The organism is Serratia sp. GW822-FHT06D09 (assembly GCF_058799515.1).
This window is the reverse complement of the sequence record NZ_JBXALO010000012.1, coordinates 79,332-96,360: the sequence shown is the minus strand read 5'-3', so window position 1 is coordinate 96,360 and position 17,029 is coordinate 79,332. Positions and strand designations below refer to the sequence as shown.

16 protein-coding genes are annotated in these 17,029 nt (G+C 55.9%); 7 read left to right on the top strand and 9 right to left on the bottom strand.

Annotation, left to right across the window (positions count from 1 at the left end; genetic code table 11):
* Window positions 1–22 precede the first annotated feature (22 nt).
* Window positions 23–571, top strand: a complete 549-nt coding sequence (locus AC1RKG_RS22145) for a GNAT family N-acetyltransferase (protein WP_020837372.1) — start codon at window positions 23–25, stop codon at window positions 569–571.
* A gap of 94 nt (window positions 572–665) precedes the next feature.
* Here the strand turns inward: AC1RKG_RS22145 and AC1RKG_RS22140 are convergent, their stop codons facing one another.
* Genes AC1RKG_RS22140 through ulaA form a run of 6 tightly spaced genes read right to left on the bottom strand, consistent with a single transcriptional unit; the run spans window position 666 to window position 5,093 of the window.
* Window positions 666–1,352: an L-ribulose-5-phosphate 4-epimerase gene (locus AC1RKG_RS22140; RefSeq protein WP_048760553.1), complete on the bottom strand. Its 687-nt coding sequence runs from the start codon at window positions 1,350–1,352 to the stop codon at window positions 666–668.
* Window positions 1,353–1,356: 4 nt separating this feature from the next.
* Window positions 1,357–2,211: an L-ribulose-5-phosphate 3-epimerase gene (locus tag AC1RKG_RS22135; protein WP_046374948.1), complete on the bottom strand. Its 855-nt coding sequence runs from the start codon at window positions 2,209–2,211 to the stop codon at window positions 1,357–1,359.
* Between the two features lie 9 nt (window positions 2,212–2,220).
* Complete coding sequence (locus tag AC1RKG_RS22130; protein ID WP_493183728.1) at window positions 2,221–2,877, bottom strand: 3-keto-L-gulonate-6-phosphate decarboxylase UlaD; 657 nt, start codon at window positions 2,875–2,877, stop codon at window positions 2,221–2,223.
* A 13-nt stretch (window positions 2,878–2,890) separates the two neighbouring features.
* Window positions 2,891–3,364, bottom strand: a complete 474-nt coding sequence (gene ulaC / locus AC1RKG_RS22125) for a PTS ascorbate transporter subunit IIA (RefSeq protein WP_129941694.1) — start codon at window positions 3,362–3,364, stop codon at window positions 2,891–2,893.
* Between the two features lie 10 nt (window positions 3,365–3,374).
* Complete coding sequence (ulaB, locus tag AC1RKG_RS22120) at window positions 3,375–3,683, bottom strand: PTS ascorbate transporter subunit IIB (protein ID WP_048760489.1); 309 nt, start codon at window positions 3,681–3,683, stop codon at window positions 3,375–3,377.
* 12 nt (window positions 3,684–3,695) lie between these two features.
* A complete protein-coding gene (gene ulaA / locus AC1RKG_RS22115) occupies window positions 3,696–5,093 on the bottom strand; it encodes a PTS ascorbate transporter subunit IIC (protein ID WP_493183727.1) in 1,398 nt (465 codons plus the stop codon).
* 404 nt (window positions 5,094–5,497) lie between these two features.
* Here ulaA and ulaG point away from each other — a divergent pair, with 404 nt between their 5' ends.
* From ulaG to glpD, 6 genes are all read left to right on the top strand, one after another.
* The gene (gene ulaG / locus AC1RKG_RS22110) at window positions 5,498–6,562 is read left to right on the top strand and encodes an L-ascorbate 6-phosphate lactonase (RefSeq protein WP_217331882.1); all 1,065 of its coding nucleotides are present in this window, start codon (window positions 5,498–5,500) and stop codon (window positions 6,560–6,562) included.
* Window positions 6,563–6,681: 119 nt separating this feature from the next.
* Complete coding sequence (ulaR, locus tag AC1RKG_RS22105) at window positions 6,682–7,437, top strand: HTH-type transcriptional regulator UlaR (RefSeq protein WP_046372459.1); 756 nt, start codon at window positions 6,682–6,684, stop codon at window positions 7,435–7,437.
* An 84-nt stretch (window positions 7,438–7,521) separates the two neighbouring features.
* The gene (gene glpE, locus AC1RKG_RS22100) at window positions 7,522–7,848 is read left to right on the top strand and encodes a thiosulfate sulfurtransferase GlpE (RefSeq protein ID WP_020837374.1); all 327 of its coding nucleotides are present in this window, start codon (window positions 7,522–7,524) and stop codon (window positions 7,846–7,848) included.
* A 168-nt stretch (window positions 7,849–8,016) separates the two neighbouring features.
* Complete coding sequence (gene glpG, locus AC1RKG_RS22095; RefSeq protein ID WP_020837376.1) at window positions 8,017–8,853, top strand: rhomboid family intramembrane serine protease GlpG; 837 nt, start codon at window positions 8,017–8,019, stop codon at window positions 8,851–8,853.
* 36 nt (window positions 8,854–8,889) lie between these two features.
* Complete coding sequence (locus tag AC1RKG_RS22090) at window positions 8,890–9,648, top strand: DeoR/GlpR family transcriptional regulator (protein ID WP_020837378.1); 759 nt, start codon at window positions 8,890–8,892, stop codon at window positions 9,646–9,648.
* Window positions 9,649–9,914: 266 nt separating this feature from the next.
* Complete coding sequence (gene glpD, locus AC1RKG_RS22085) at window positions 9,915–11,423, top strand: glycerol-3-phosphate dehydrogenase (protein WP_046372456.1); 1,509 nt, start codon at window positions 9,915–9,917, stop codon at window positions 11,421–11,423.
* Between the two features lie 44 nt (window positions 11,424–11,467).
* Here the strand turns inward: glpD and glgP are convergent, their stop codons facing one another.
* The 3 genes from glgP to glgC all read right to left on the bottom strand — a co-directional run bounded on the left by glgP (window position 11,468) and on the right by glgC (window position 17,026).
* A complete protein-coding gene (gene glgP, locus AC1RKG_RS22080) occupies window positions 11,468–13,915 on the bottom strand; it encodes a glycogen phosphorylase (protein ID WP_046372455.1) in 2,448 nt (815 codons plus the stop codon).
* A 272-nt stretch (window positions 13,916–14,187) separates the two neighbouring features.
* Window positions 14,188–15,621 carry a glycogen synthase GlgA gene (glgA, locus tag AC1RKG_RS22075; protein ID WP_046372454.1) on the bottom strand — a complete coding sequence of 478 codons (1,434 nt, stop codon included), beginning with the start codon at window positions 15,619–15,621 and terminating at the stop codon, window positions 14,188–14,190.
* Window positions 15,622–15,748: 127 nt separating this feature from the next.
* The gene (glgC, locus tag AC1RKG_RS22070; protein ID WP_020837383.1) at window positions 15,749–17,026 is read right to left on the bottom strand and encodes a glucose-1-phosphate adenylyltransferase; all 1,278 of its coding nucleotides are present in this window, start codon (window positions 17,024–17,026) and stop codon (window positions 15,749–15,751) included.
* Between the last annotated feature and the right edge of the window lie 3 nt (window positions 17,027–17,029).

Genomic DNA, 17,029 nt, shown 5'->3' with positions numbered 1-17,029 from the left:
ATACAGAAAGGACTCATCGATTATGGAAGATGTCATTATTGGCAACGCTAAAAAAACTGATGCGGGAGAGGTGGTAAGGCTTATCGCACTGGCGGATAAAGATGCGGTACTGGCCCTGTCTGGCAAAGACGATATCAACGAAGCCCTGTTTCAGTACGAAGTGAACTTCGGCCGCCATGATGTCTATTTTGGCTATAAAAACGTCTTCGTGGCTCGGGACCAGGAAAAAATACTTGGCTGTATCCTGTATTTCAAAGGAGAAGACGAGTCAGGGTTCACAGCCATAACAGAACATCGAGCTGAAATGGAAAATGAATCAGACCCCGATGAAATATATATAGATTCCCTGGCCGTCCTGCCGGAGTGCAGAGGACGAGGGATAGCAAAATCTCTGATTAGCCGTGTTGTTGAGGAAGCCGGGCGACAAGGGCTCAATAAAGTCGGCCTTCTGGCTGATACGAAAAAACCTCATCTGAAAGCACTGTATCGCAAGCTAGGGTTCAAGGTGACGGCGGAGATAGAGCTCCTCAACGATCGCTACGAAAAGATGACGGTCGAAACGGGAGTTTAATGAGTCAGGAAAAGGGCGCCCTTTTCCTGAGATCGTTGATTGAACCCGCCATAACAACCCAGGGTAATCGCCAACGGGGATAACTCCTTCTGGTTTACCCCTGCCCGTAATAAGCAGCAGCGCCGTGTTTACGATTAAAGTGCTTTTCCATCAGATGGCCATCAATACGCCGCAGCTGAGGGTTGATGCCGCAGCTGATCCAGGCCATCTTCGCCACCTCTTCCAGCACCACCGCATTATGTACCGCCTCATCCGGCGTGCTTCCCCAACTGAAAGGCCCGTGCTGAAACACGATAATACCCGGCGTGTACAACGGCTGATGGCAACCCAGCGTTTCGATTATCACCTGCCCGGTGTTCAACTCGTATTCGCCGGCAACTTCTTCCGCCGTCAGGGCACGAGTGCAGGCAATATCCCCGGCAAAATAATCGGCATGGGTAGTGCCAAGCGCCGGTATGGATTTACCGGCCTGTGCCCAGGCGGTGGCATGGGTAGAGTGGGTATGCGCGATACCGCCAATTTGCGCATATTCCCGATACAATGCCAAATGCGTGGGCGTATCGGAGGAAGGCCGTAAATGCCCTTCCACCACCTCTCCCTGCATATTTACCACCACCATATCCTCCGGCTGCATGCTTTCATAAGGCACGCCGCTGGGTTTGATGACCACCCACCCCCGTTCACGATCAATGCCGCTGACGTTGCCCCAGGTATAAGTCACCAGCCCATGCGCAGGCAGGGCCATATTCGCGGCATAGACCCGCTGTTTCAGTTGTTCCAGCATACTAAGCTCCTATAGCCAACCCTGCCCTTGCCATACGTTCAGTCACCCAGGCTTTCGCCGCCCTCACCTCCTGTAACGGGTCGGTCGCAGTTTCGCTCCACATCTCAATCAGATAGGGCCCGCGGTAACCACTGTGCAATAAGGTACGAAAACAACGTTCAAAATCGACCACCCCTTCGCCAAAAGCTACGTTTTTAAACTCGCCCGGACGGGTATCCTTTACATGTACCGCCACGATATGCCCGCGACCGGCCACCAGTTCCATCTGCACGTCGTTGTCCCAGGCCGACAGGTTGCCAATATCCGGATACAGCTGAAACCACGGGTTGTTCAGGTAATGGGCGTAGCCCAGCGCCTTGCTGATCGAGTTCATCAACGGGTAATCCATAATTTCCATCGCCAGCGTCACCTGGGCACGGCTGGCCATCTCCACCGCCTGTTTCAAACCGTCGCGGAACCTCTCGCGCGTGTTGTCATTGGCCTGCTGGTAGTAAACGTCATAACCCGCCAATTGAATCACCCGGATACCGAGATCCTGCGCCAGCCGGATGGCTTTTTGCATAATCAGCAGCCCCTGGTTGCGCACCCCATCATCCTCGCTGCCTAAAGGAAACCGACGGTGGGCGCTCAGGCACAGTGAAGGCACGCGTACGCCGCTGGTCGCAACGGCTTGTACCAGCGCCAGGCGCTGCTCACTGCTCCAGTCCAGCCGTGCCTGACGGCTGTCGCTCTCATCTATCGACATCTCTACGAAATCAAATCCCAGTTCACCCGCCAGTTGCAGACGCGTCAGCCAGTCCTCTCCCGCCGGCAGTGCCTTTTCGTAGATGCCCAACGGGACGGCCTTTTGCAACATAGCCATGATTTACCCCCACAGTTGATCAATAGCGCGCTTGAACTCACGTGCCGCTGCCACCGGATCCGCAGCATCGCGAATGCTGCGCCCGGCGATGAACACATGAATGGGAATGCCCTGGAACAGCGGCAGATCGCTCAACGCCAGCCCACCGGTGACGGTCACCTTGAAGCCCATATCGGCAAGGCGCCGAATAGCGGCGATATCTTCATCGCTCCAGGCCACACCGGCAGCCTGTGCATCGCGGCTGCGGTGATAAACCACCTGCTGCACGCCCGCCTGACGCCACGCCAACGCTTGTTCCCAGGTCCAAAAGCCGGTCAGTTCGATCTGCACGTCGCCATCGAACTCTTTCGCCACCGCCAGCGCACCTTTGGTGGTATTGATATCGGCGCAACAAATCACGGTGATCCAGTCCGCATGCGCCTCAAAGCACATGCGCGCCAGGATCTGACCCGCATCGGCAATTTTAGCGTCCGCCAATACGATGCGATCCGGGTACAAGGCTTTCAGGTCGCGCACGGCACGCACCCCTTCAGCCACGCACAAAATGGTGCCCACTTCGATGATGTCGACTTCGTCGGCGATCAGCCGTGTCGTACGATAGGCATCGTCCATTGACTGGTTATCCAGCGCCACCTGCAGCATAGGTAAATGTCGGGTCATCATGCTCTCCTGGTTAATGCGTAGCCGCAGCCGCGGACGTTTGATTGATTAAATCCAGCACCTCAGCCACCGTGCGGCAGGCACGCACGCGATCAAAATTGGCTTCGTCTTCAAACAGGTTTACCACCTGCAGAATGCCAACTTCCTGATGCGTACGGCTGTCCACCGCAGCTAGGGTGATCAAGATATCGATCGGGTCGTTATCCTCATCGCCAAAGCACACTGGCGTTTTCAACGTGACCAAAGCAAAACCGGTTTTCAGTACCCCTTCTTCCGGACGACCGTGCGGCATCGCCAGCCCCGGAGCCAATACAAAATAGGGGCCGTGTCGTTCAACGCCGGCGAGGATGGCGTTGAAATAGCGGGGTTCCACCACCTCGGCGGCGACCAACAGATCGACGCCCAATTTCACCGCCTGCTGCCAATCGGTGGCTTCCGCCTGCAGCAGGACTGATTTGTTCTGTGCCAGTGAATCACTCAGTTTCATGGCCGTTCCCTCACTGGCTCAGGTCTTTGGGGAAATGTGTGCCAATCACTTCCATCAACTTGGGGCCAAAGTCGGTCGCAGAAAGCATATTGCGCACGCCAACCACATACTTGTTGCCGCTGACGACAATCTCATCCGCCACATGGGTCGACGCGACAATGATGTCAGCGCTGCCCAGTTCGGATTTGTACTCCCCGACCGCACAGCTGTTCACCGTATGATTAACGCCCTGCTGGGTAAGGAATTGACCGACTTTCATTTTCATGATCATCGAGCTGCCTTGCCCGCAGCCGCATACCGCCAAAATTCGTACTGTCATGGTGCTCTCCCGTTACTGTGAGGCCGTTTCAGCCAGCTGTTTTTCCGCATCTTCTTCCGCGCGCAGGGCGCGCCCGGCGAAGAACATGTAAAGCAGTGCAATCACAATCACCACCCCCATAAACCACAGGCCCAGGCTCAGGCCCTGCATCAATGGCGGTGCCAGAATCGACCAGTCCGCCATGCCCATCCAGGCGCTCAGGCCGGTCAGCTTGACGGCCCAGACGCAGCCGAAGATCTCAATCATGCCCATCACCAGGCAGATTTTCATGGCGGCACGCCAGCCGCCGAAATGATTGGCAAACACGCCGATAGTGGCGTTAGAGAAAAACATCGGAATAAAACCGGGAATGATCATGATGGAGGAGCCGAGCGCCAGCAGCACCGCCACCGCAATCAACTGGCCAATGGTGCCCCACATAAAGCCCCAGACCACGGCATTCGGTGCGAAGCTATAAATGGCGGCGCAGTCAATCGCCAGCACCGCGCCGGGGATCAGCCGCTGAGAAATGCCATTGAAGGCTTCCGTCAGCTCGGCCACAAACATGCGCACGCCCTGAACAATGATGAAAATCGCCACCGCAAACATCAGCCCAGTTTGCAGAATGTAAATCGTCCAGTGCGTTTTCCCGGCCATGACCTGCAGCGTGTCCAGGCCAAATGAGCAGAGAATGATGCCGAAAAACAGCGTCATGACGATGGCGGTGGAGACGATATTGTCGTGGAAAATATTCAACCAGCCCGGCAGTTTCAATGCTTCCACGCTGTCTTCTTTTTTGCCCAGATAAGGGGCGATTTTATAGGCCACCCATGAGGCGAACTGCTGCTGGTGGCCAATAGAAAAGCCACTGTTTTCGGTTACTGCCTGCGTCGGCTTGAACATCATGTTGGAGGTTATCCCCCAATACAGCGAGGCCAACAGCGCGCTGCACAATACGGTGGTCCACATCCCGTAGCCCAGGATGTAGAAAAATACGGCCAACAACCCAACCTGTTGAAACATGATATGACCGGTGAGCATAATGGTGCGGATACCGGTAATGCGCCGCAGCAGGACATAGAGGGTATTGAGTGCCAGCGCCAGCAGCACCGCATATCCGACCCAGCTGTAGGCGTCCCCCATACGCTCAATGGCGGCCATCATTGAGGCGTAGGTATCAGAAATGGCCCCGTTGATGCCGTACACCTCCGACAGCTTCGCCACCACCGGTTTGAAGGTGCTGGTCAAAATGCCGGAACCGGCTTGCAGCAACATAAAGCCGATAATTGTCTTGATGATGCCTTTGATGATCACTGCCGCGCTTTTACGCAGCAGCACATAGCCAAGCAGCGTGACTAACCCCAGCAGCAGCGGGGCGTTAGTCATCACCTGATTAAAAAAAACGGTGAAAATGGTGTAAAGGGTGTCCATCTGGCTCTCCTGGTAGCGTTTGCATGCTTGTTGCGCATTGGCGGACGCCACCAGCACCAAACCAGGCGTCGCAGTCACGCAGGAACAGCCTCACCATACCAATCACCAAGAATCACAAAAAGATTATAAATGATTATTTGTGAACAACCTCGCAAGATATAAAACAATTCTATGTTGATTCAACGCCCTAAGATTCACCACGCTGATTACCCATTGAATTAAATTACCTTTTACGCATTTTCAATCCATGACCTGCAGATTACCCGATGACAAGCCAAACGCTTTACTGCATTGCCAGCATAAAAAAACGGTGTTAGATTCAGTCAAAATCGATCACATTAAATCTTTAAGTGATTATATGTGATTATTTAAAACACTGAACCGCAAATGATGAGGGGTTAACCATGAGCAAAGTCGCAACGATTACGCGCGAATCCTGGATACTGAACACCTTCCCTGAATGGGGAACCTGGCTGAATGAAGAAATTGAACGCGAGCAGGTCGCGCCAGGCACTTTCGCCATGTGGTGGCTGGGATGCACCGGCATCTGGCTGAAGTCGGAAGGAAGCGCAAACCTGTGCGTTGATTTCTGGTGCGGTACCGGCAAACAAAGCCATAGCAACCCATTGATGAAAAACGGCCACCAGATGCAACGCATGGCCGGAGTGAAAAAATTACAACCCAACCTGCGCACCACCCCCTTTGTGCTCGATCCTTTTGCGATCAAGGACATTGATGCCGTCCTGGCCACCCACGATCACAACGATCACATCGACGTGAACGTCGCCGCCGCCGTGATGCAGAACTGCGCGGCTTCGGTGCCTTTTATCGGGCCGCAAAGCTGCGTGGACATCTGGATCGGCTGGGGGGTACCACGCGAACGCTGCATCACGGTAAAACCGGGGGACGTAATCAAAATCAAGGATGTGGAAATCCACGCGCTGGATGCTTTTGATCGCACAGCCTTGATCACGCTGCCGGTGGAACAAAAAGCCGCGGGCGTGCTGCCGGACGGCATGAACGAGCGAGCGGTGAATTATCTGTTCAAAACACCGGGCGGCAACTTGTACCACAGCGGTGACTCGCACTATTCCAACTACTACGCCAAACACGGTAATGATCATCAGATCGACGTGGCGCTGGGTTCCTACGGCGAGAACCCACGTGGCGTCACCGACAAAATGACCAGCGCCGACATTCTGCGCATGGCGGAATCATTGAACGCCAAACTGGTGATCCCGTTCCATCACGACATATGGTCTAATTTCCAGGCGGACCCACAGGAAATCCGCATGCTTTGGGAAATGAAAAAGGATCGGCTCCAATACGGATTCAAGCCTTTTATCTGGCAGGTTGGTGGCAAATTTACCTGGCCGCTGGATAAAGATAATCTGGAATACCACTACCCACGCGGTTTTGACGACTGCTTTACCCTTGAACCCGATTTGCCTTTCAAATCCTTCCTGTAACCAGGCTATGGGGCATTTTGATGTCATACCTATGCGCACTTTTGAACAGCAATGATTCAAATCGTCAGAAGGTGCGCATATAATCAAAAAAAGTGTCCCCACTCCCTGATGGAGCCTGCATGACTGAGTCCCAACGCCATAATGCCATTCTCGATCTCTTACAGCATAAGGGGCAGATCTCCGTAGCGGACGTGATTACGGCATTTGAAATATCCCCCGCCACCGCGCGCCGCGATATCAACAAACTGAATGAAATCGGTAAACTGCGTAAGGTTCGCAATGGCGCAGAAGCCACCAGTACCCCTCGCGCAGCATGGACGCCACTCAATATCCACCAGGCCCAGCATCTGGACGAAAAAATGCGTATTGCCAAAGCGGCAGCGCAACTGTGCCAGCCGGGCGAAAGCGTAGTGATTAACTGTGGCTCGACCGCTTTCCTGCTGGGGCGTGAGATGTGCGGTAAAGACGTGCAGGTGATCACCAACTACCTGCCGTTGGCCAACTACTTGATCGAACAAGAGCACGACAGCGTAGTGATCATGGGTGGCCAGTACAATAAAACTCAGTCCATCACCCTGGCACCGCAGGACGGCGACGCTTCTCTGTATGCCGGCCACTGGATGTTCACCAGCGGTATCGGCCTGACCGCCGACGGCTTGTACAAAACCGATATGCTGACCGCTATGGCCGAACAGAAGATGCTGAACTATGTCGGTAAACTGGTGGTGCTGGTCGATAGCAGCAAGATTGGTCAGCGCGCAGGCATGCTGTTCAGTCGCACCGAGCAAATCGACATGGTGATCACCGGCCGTGACGCATCTCCAGCTATCGTAGAGCAGCTTCGCCTGCAAGGTGTTGAAGTACAACTGGTGTAATAAACCACAATTTTAATCTGGTCTTAATTGCCGCGAAATTGACTACAATGGCGGCATATTCTTATTACGAGGCAGTTGGCAGTTATGGAACAGTTTGAAGCGATCAACGTTGAGCAGGCGCACAGCCGTTGGAAAGACGACAGCGCCGCGCTGGTCGACATCCGCGACCCCCAGAGTTTTGAAGCCGGGCACACGCCAGGCGCCTTCCACCTGACCAACGCCAGCCTGCAGACCTTTATGCAGCAAAACGACTTTGATCGTCCGGTGATGGTGATGTGCTACCACGGCAACAGCAGCCGCAGCGCGGCGCAATACCTGCTGCATCAGGGGTTTGACGCGGTGTACAGCATTGACGGCGGCTTCGAGGCCTGGGCACGCCAATATCCTCAGGACGTTGAAACCTCCGCATAATCCTCCCCCCGCCGTCTGCGGCGGGTTCCTTTTTCGCGCTTTTAGTGAGTGTTTTTGCGGGTTTTTCGCAGATCTGCTGCCTGCGCTCAGGATTTCGACGGTATAATCGGCCGTCAACGCCATCGGGGTAAACCGGCGGCTAAAATCATTCACTTAGACGGAAAAGCCATGGTTAGAGTAATCGCCGTATCCAACCCCCGCCTGGCGCAGGCCTTTGTCGACTATATGGCGACACAGGGCATCGAGCTACGGGTGCACAACAGCGGCGAAGCGGCAGAGATCTGGCTGGCTGACGACAGCCATCTGGAGCAGGTACAACATGAGCTGCAGCAGTTTCTGATCGATCCACTCAACAGCCGCTACCGGGCCGCCAGTTGGCAGGCCGGCAAGACCGACGCCGAGCTGCACTACCAGGGCTATTCTTATCTGCACACCTTGCGCAGCAAGGCCGGCCCGCTGACGCTGAGCGTGATGGCGCTGTGCATTGTGGTCTATATCCTGATGCAGATACTGGGCGACGACGCGGTAATGTACTGGCTGTCCTGGCCGCAGAACAGCGAGCAGTACACGCAACTGTGGCGCTGGGTCAGCCATGCTTTCCTGCATTTCTCGCTGCTGCACATCACCTTTAACCTGATGTGGTGGTGGTATCTCGGCGGCCCAATGGAAAAACGCCTCGGCGCCGGCAAGCTGTTCGTACTGGCGGTGGTCTCGGCCTTTTTCAGTGGTTGGGCGCAGTCGCTGTTTAGCGGTGCCTTGTTCGGTGGCCTGTCCGGCGTAGTCTATGCGCTGATGGGTTACTGTTGGCTTAGCGGCGAACGTGCACCGGAACGCGGTCTGATGCTGCCACGCGGCCTGATGGTGTTTTCGGTTCTGTGGCTGGTGGCCGGATATTTCGATATTTTAGGAATGTCGATCGCTAACGCGGCACACGTAGCCGGTTTAGTGTTAGGGTTATTGATGGCATTTTGGGACACGCGTCATCGCGCGCACAACGAACAATAACAGCCAGGTACAAGCCGGGCGTTTTAGGGGATTATCGTGAAGCAAACACAGCGTCATGACGCAATTATCGAGCTGGTGCGCCTGCAGGGGTATGTCAGCACGGAAGAACTGGTCGAACATTTTGACGTCAGCCCGCAAACGATTCGCCGTGATTTGAATGACCTGGCCGATCAGAACAAAATCCAACGTCACCACGGTGGCGCCGCGCTGCCCTCCAGCTCAGTGAACGCCGCGTATAACGATCGTAAAGTGATGTGGTCGGAGCAGAAAGCGCGTATTGCCCAACGCGTCGCCAGCCAAATCCCGGACGGTGCCACGCTGTTTATCGACATCGGCACCACGCCGGAAGCGGTCGCCCATGCACTGATGAACCACAAGAACCTGCGCGTGGTGACCAATAACCTGAACGTCGCCACCCTGCTGACCGCCAAAGAAGATTTCCGTTTGATCCTGGCCGGTGGCGAAGTGCGCACCCGCGATGGCGGCATCATGGGCGAGGCCACGCTGGACTTTATCTCCCAGTTCCGTCTCGATTACGGCATTCTCGGTATCAGCGGCATCGATATGGACGGCTCGCTGCTCGAATTCGACTATCACGAAGTGCGCACCAAACGCGCAATTATCGAAAACTCACGCTGCGTGATGCTGGTGACCGACCACTCCAAATTCGGCCGTAACGCGATGGTCAACCTCGGTAACATGAACCTGATCGACTATCTGTTTACCGACCAACTGCCACCGCCAAGCGTGATGAAAATCATCGAGCAGTACGACGTACAGCTCGAACTGTGCTAAGCCCTCTCCGTCACGTTTAACCCTGCGGTGCCGCTTTTTACCTCCGTTATTCCTGCCGTTTTCTCCGGGGTTCAGCCTGCTGGCCCCGGTCATTCCTGATCGAAATACCCCTTCTTTTTGTATACCTACTATCACCAAACTGTTACCTCTATCACGCCTAAATGTTTTTGTTTGGTTAAGTCTTGGCTTGTTTGTTGGTTTTTGATTACAATCATGAGCGAAAACGAACATGAAAGAGCTATTTCGAACATCTGGAGGAAGTTGACGTGGAAACCAAAGACTTGATCGTTATCGGTGGCGGCATCAACGGTGCCGGCATCGCGGCGGATGCTGCCGGGCGCGGCCTGTCCGTACTGCTGCTGGAAGCGCAAGACTTGGCCTGTGCTACGTCTTCCGCCAGTTCCAAACTGATCCACGGTGGCCTGCGCTACCTGGAACACTACGAATTCCGTTTGGTCAGCGAAGCGCTGGCAGAGCGTGAAGTGCTGCTGAAACTGGCACCGCACATTGCCTTCCCTATGCGTTTCCGTCTGCCGCACCAGCCGCACCTGCGTCCGGCCTGGATGATCCGTATCGGTCTGTTCCTGTACGATCACCTGGGCAAACGCACCAGCCTGCCAGGCAGCAAGGGTTTGCGCTTTGGACCAGAATCGGTGCTGAAACCTGAATTGAAGCGCGGTTTCGAATATTCCGACTGCTGGGTCGACGATGCTCGCCTGGTGGTGTTGAACGCCCAGGAAGTGGAAAAACGCGGTGGCGAAGTGCGTACCCGTACCAAGGTCACCCGCGCATGGCGTGAGAATGGCCTGTGGATGGTAGAAGCGGTCGACGTCGACAGCGGCAAAACCTTTACCTGGCGCGCCAAAGGCCTGGTGAACGCCACTGGCCCATGGGTGAAACACTTCTTCGACGACGGCCTGAAGCTGAAATCACCTTACGGTATCCGCCTGATCAAAGGCAGCCACATCGTGGTGCCGCGCGTACACGATCAGCCGCAGTCCTATATTCTGCAGAACGAAGACCACCGTATCGTCTTCGTGATCCCATGGAATGACGAGTTCTCCATCATCGGCACCACCGACGTGGAATACCACGGCGATCCGAAAGACGTGAAGATTGACGATAACGAAATCAACTACCTGCTGAAAGTGTATAACGACCACTTCAAGAAACAGCTGGGCCGTGACGATATCGTCTGGACTTACTCCGGCGTGCGCCCACTGTGCGACGACGAATCGGACTCGCCGCAGGCGGTCACCCGCGACTACACGCTGGACGTGCATGACGAACAGGGCAAAGCGCCGCTGCTGTCGGTGTTCGGCGGTAAACTGACCACCTATCGCAAGCTGGCTGAGCATGCGATGGAAAAACTGTCGCACTACTACCCTGGCTGCGGCCCGGCGTGGACCAAAAACGGTTCGCTGCCAGGCGGCGACATCGGTGGCGATCGCGACAGCTACGCCGCAAAACTGCGCCGCGAGCACAGCTGGCTGCCTGAATCACTGGCGCGTCGCTTTGCACGCACCTACGGCAGCCACAGTGAGCTGATCCTGGCCGGTGCCAACAGCCTCAACGATCTGGGCGAAGATTTCGGTCACGGCCTGCATGAAGCCGAGCTGCGCTACCTGATCGAAAAAGAATGGGTGGTCGAGCTGGATGACGCTATCTGGCGCCGCACCAAGTTGGGCATGTGGCTGGACGAAACGCAGCAGGCACGAGTCAAGGCCTGGCTGGCAGAACACGCGAAAGCGAAAACGCTGTCTCTGGCATCGTAAACCGCTAAACGTTAAAAGGGCCGGATATCCGGCCCTTTTTTACATTACAGCTTGATGGGTTTGATGTGCCAGATTTCGTCCGCATACTCCTGGATGGTGCGGTCGGAAGAGAAGTAGCCCATATTGGCGATATTCAGCACCGCCCGACGCGTCCAGTCGTCCTGATTGCGATACACCTCATCCACCTTGTCCTGCGTATCCACATAGCTGCGGTAATCTGCCAGCAGTTGATAGTGATCGCCCAGATTTACCAGTGAATCAAACAGGTTGCTGTAGCGCTTGGGTTCTTCGGGGCTGTAAACGCCGGTGGCAATCTGGGTCAGCGCCTGATGCAGCTCCGGATCCTGCTCATAGTACAGATGCGGGTTGTAACCGTTGCGGCGTAGCTCCTCCACCTGCTCGGCGGTATTGCCGAAGATGAAGATGTTCTCCGCCCCCACGTGTTCCAGCATTTCAACGTTAGCCCCATCCAGCGTGCCGATAGTCAGCGCGCCATTCAGCGCAAATTTCATGTTACTGGTGCCGGACGCCTCGGTGCCTGCCAGCGAGATCTGTTCGGACAGATCCGCCGCCGGAATGATCATTTGCGCCAGGCTGACGCTGTAGTTTGGAATGAACACCACTTTCAACTGCGTATGCACTCGCGGATCGTTGTTGATCACCTTGGCGACGTCGTTGATCAAGCGAATGATTTGTTTGGCGGCGTAATAAGCCGAAGCCGCCTTGCCGGCAAAGATCACCACGCGCGGCACCCGTTCGGTTTCCGGATCCTGCAGCAGGCGGTTATACAGCGTGATCACGTGCAGTACGTTAAGCAGCTGCCGTTTGTACTCGTGGATACGCTTAATCTGTACGTCAAACAGCGCGTCCGGGTTGACCACCACATTCAACGTTTTGGCGATGTAGGTCGCCAGTCGCTCCTTGTTCTGCCGTTTGGCGCTTTGCACCGCCTTCAGGAAGCTGGGGTAATCGATATTGGCCTTGATCTCGCTCAGTTGGCTGAGATCGGTACGCCAGGTCTGACCGATGCTGTCGTCCAGCACGTCAGACAGCGGTCGGTTAGCCAGCCCCAGCCAGCGGCGTGGGGTGACGCCGTTGGTTTTATTGCAGAAGCGATCAGGGAAAATACGGGCGAAATCGGCAAACAGCGATTGCACCATCAGTTCGGAGTGCAGCGCTGAAACGCCGTTAACCTTGTGGCTCGCCACGACCGCCAGCCACGCCATACGCACCCGGCGACCATTGGTTTCATCAATGATAGACACCCGCGCCAGCAGCTCATTGTCGCCCGGCGCCACTTCCTGCACCTGTTTGAGGAAGTGATCGTTAATCTCGAAAATCAGCTGCAGGTGACGCGGCAGGATCCGACCAATCATGTCCAGCGGCCAGGTTTCCAGCGCTTCGCTCATCAACGTGTGGTTGGTGTAAGAAAACACCTGCTCGACCACCGCCCAGGCATCCAGCCAGCTGAACTTATGTTCGTCGATTAGCCGGTGCATCAGCTCAGGGATAGATAACACCGGGTGGGTATCATTGAGGTGAATGGCAATCTTGTCTGCCAGGTTGTCGAAGCTTTTATGCATCGTCCAATGGCGGTTGAGGATATCCTGCACCGTGGCCGACACCAGGAAATACTCCTGCCGCAGGCGAAGCTCACGCCCAGAATACGTCGAGTCATCGGGATAGAGCACGCGTGATACGTTTTCAGAATGGTTTTTATCCTCAACCGCCGCAAAGTAATCGCCCTGATTGAATTTACCCAGGTTGATTTCATTACTGGCCTGCGCGCTCCACAGCCGCAGCGTATTGGTGGCGTCGGTATCAAAACCGGGGATCACCTGATCGTAAGCGGTGGCGACTACCTCTTCGGTTTCCACCCAGCGCGCCTTGGCGCCTTCCTGCTGGATCCGTCCGCCAAAGCGCACCTTATAGCGGGTGTTATGACGCGGGAACTCCCACGGATTGCCGTATTCCAGCCAATAGTCCGGTGACTCCATCTGTTGGCCGTTTACGATATTCTGTTTGAACATGCCGTATTCGTAACGAATGCCGTAGCCCCGACCCGGCAGCGCCAGCGTCGCCAGCGAATCCAGGAAGCAGGCGGCCAATCGCCCCAGCCCGCCGTTGCCCAGCCCTGGATCGTTCTCCTCCTCCAGCAGTTCGCCCAGGCTCAGCCCCATCTCATTCAACGCGTCGTCGATATCCTGATAAATCCCCATCGACAACAAGGCGTTGGACAGCGTCCGGCCAATCAGAAACTCCATCGACAGGTAATAAACCTGGCGCACATCCTGCGAAAGTTGCGCACGGTTAGAACGTAACCAGCGCTCCACCATACGGTCACGCACCGCAAACAGCACGGCATTCAGCCAGTCATGCTGGTTGGCGATAGCCGGATCCTTGCCGACGATAAACATTAACTTATAGGCGATGGAGTGTTTCAGCGCTTCAACACTGACCGTGGGTGAGGTGTAACTAATCGGTGAAGTCATAGCTTTTCGATCCCAAGTTTGTGGCTGCCCGTCGCCTTTCAAGCCGCAGCGTTGTTACCTGCACTTGCTCACCCAGTTACTTACTAAAGTAAGCGCCTGGGGATGAGTAAGCTGGCCGCCTGGCTGCAACGTGAAATTCATAGGGCATTACAATAGGTGTTGATATACCCAAAATAATTGGCGCTGCATCAAGGCGGCAAAAAAACTTATCCCGATGAGCTTACACTGGTAAGTGATTCGGGTAAGTGAGTGCAGCCAACACAGAGACAGCGTCAAATATGACGGGAATAAAGCGACAAATATTCCTTTGCCGCGACCTGCCAGCCAAAATCCACGCTCATGGCGTGGCGCTGGACGTGACGCCAATGCTTCGGCCTGCTCCACAGCACCATGGCGCGCCGAATGGCGTTGCCCAGTGCGGTGGCGTCACAATCATCAAACACAAATCCGCTGGCGCTGCCGTCGGCCAGATTCTCCAACGCGCAGTCCACCACCGTGTCCGCCAGCCCCCCGGTGCGGCGCACCAGCGGCAGCGTGCCGTATTTCAAGCCATAGAGTTGAGTCAGCCCGCAGGGTTCAAAGCGGCTCGGCACCATGATCACATCGGCCCCGCCGATAATGCGGTGCGAGAAGGCTTCGTGGTAACCAATCTGTACGCCAACCTGCTCCGGATAGTCGGCGGCAGCGGCGAGAAACGCCTGTTGCAGCACCGCATCGCCGGCCCCCAGCAGCGCAAGTTGGCCGCCCTGCTCCAGCAGCGCCGGCAGGGCTTCCAGCACCAGATCCAGCCCTTTCTGACTGGTCAGGCGGCTCACTACCGCAAACACCGGCAACGACTCATCCACCTTCAGGCCCATCGCTTTTTGCAGGTGCAGCTTGTTCTTGACCTTGTTCTTCAGATCGTCAGCGTCGTAACGGGCAGTCAGCCGCGGATCGTGGGACGGGTCCCAAATTTTGTCATCTACGCCGTTAAGAATGCCGCTCAAGCGCCCCTGATGCTGGCGTTCCTGCAGCAGCCCCTCCATGCCATAGCCAAACTCCGGCCGGGTGATTTCGCGCGCGTAGGTCGGGCTGACGGCGGTGATATGGTCGGCGTAGTACAACCCCGCCTTCAGGAATGACATCTGGCCGTAAAACTCCAGGCCATAGACGTTGTAGAACGAAGGCGGTAACCACAGCTCTGCCACGTGATGGGCGGAGAACAACCCCTGATAGGCCAGGTTATGCACGGTGAAGATGGATCGCGCCGGATGGCCATTGGCGGCCAGATAGGCACAGGCCAGCCCAGCATGCCAGTCATGGGCATGCACTATCTGCGGGCGCCAGTACCGATCCAGCCCCTTGGCCAGCTCACAGGCTATCCAGCCCAGCAGGGCAAAGCGTCGGTGGTTGTCGGAATAGGCATTCATTGATTGGTCGTGATACGGGCTACCCGGCCGCTCGTACAGCCAGGGGGCATCAATCAGGTAAATGCCCACGCCGTGGTAGGTGCCGTAACGCAAGCCGACCCGGCCGGCGAAAGAATCGATTTCTGCCACCAGCACCGAGTCCGGTATGCCGTTGCGCACGTCAGGAAAAGCGGGCAATAACACCCGAACATCGCCGCCCTCGGCGATCTGAGCCGCCGGTAATGCGCCAACCACGTCTGCGAGCCCGCCGGTTTTCAACAGGGGGAACATTTCAGAACATACGTGTAAAACCTGCATTATCACTCCTGAGAATCGGCAAAATTACTCTGGAAAAGCAGGCTTGCCGCTGTTGTTAACCCCGCGTTGTGCAAGCCATCAGTCCGTTTATATGGCGGCAGGCTATCGTTCTGCCGACTACCTTAACTCACAACTTTGACAACATTTCGCGCGTAACCAGCACAATGCCACCTTCCGAGCGATAAAAGCGTTTGCTGTCCTCGTCGGCGTTTTCGCCAATCACCATGCCCTCGGGAATATGGCAGGCACGGTCGATAATGCAGCGCCGCAGACGGCAGGAACGGCCGACGTTAACGTCCGGCAGCAATACGGTAGAGTCGATGGTGCAGAACGAGTTCACCCGCACCCGCGGGAATAGCACCGAATGCACCACCACCGAACCGGAGACGATGCAACCGCCGGACACCAGCGAGTTCATGGTCATACCGTGGCTACCGGAACGATCCTGTACGAATTTGGCTGGCGGCAGCGGTTCCATATGAGTGCGGATTGGCCAGGCACGGTCATACATATCCAGCTCTGGTGTCACCGAAGCCAGATCGAGGTTGGCGCGCCAGTAGGCCTCGAGCGTACCCACATCACGCCAGTACGGCGGCAGATCGGGGTTGGAGGTCACGCAGGACAGCGTGAACGGGTGCGCCCAAGCCGCTTTCTGGGCGGTGATTTTCGGGATCAGATCCTTGCCGAAATCGTGGGTGGAGCCCGGCGTCGACATGTCCTCTTCCAGCAGTTGGAACAGGTAGTCAGCGTTAAAGATGTAGATCCCCATGCTGGCCAGCGACATATCCGGGTTGCCCGGCATCGGCGGCGGGTTGCTGGGTTTTTCCAGGAATTCGAGGATCAGATCGTTTTCGTCCACTTCCATCACGCCGAACTCGCTGGCTTCCTCACGGGGGACCGGCAAGCAGGCAACGGTGCATTGCGCGCCCTTCTCCACGTGGTCGATCAGCATGCGCGAGTAATCCATCTTGTAGATGTGATCGCCCGCCAGGATCACCACATATTCGGCGTCGTAACGGCGAATGATATCCAGGTTCTGGTACACCGCATCCGCCGTGCCCTTGTACCAGTGCTCGGTACTGAGGCGTTGCTGGGCCGGCAACAGATCGACAAACTCGTTCATCTCTTCGTTGAGGAACGACCAACCGCGCTGGATATGCTGCACCAGGGTATGGGACTGGTATTGGGTGATCACGCCGATGCGGCGGATGCCCGAATTCAGACAGTTCGACAGGGCAAAATCGATAATACGGAATTTACCGCCAAAGTGGACGGCCGGCTTAGCCCGGGTTGAGGTTAAATCTTTCAAACGCGAACCGCGGCCACCGGCCAGGATCAGGGCGACGGACTTAATCGGCAGTTGGCGTGCCAACATCAGGGGGTCTTTATTTTCAAACCTAACCATAGC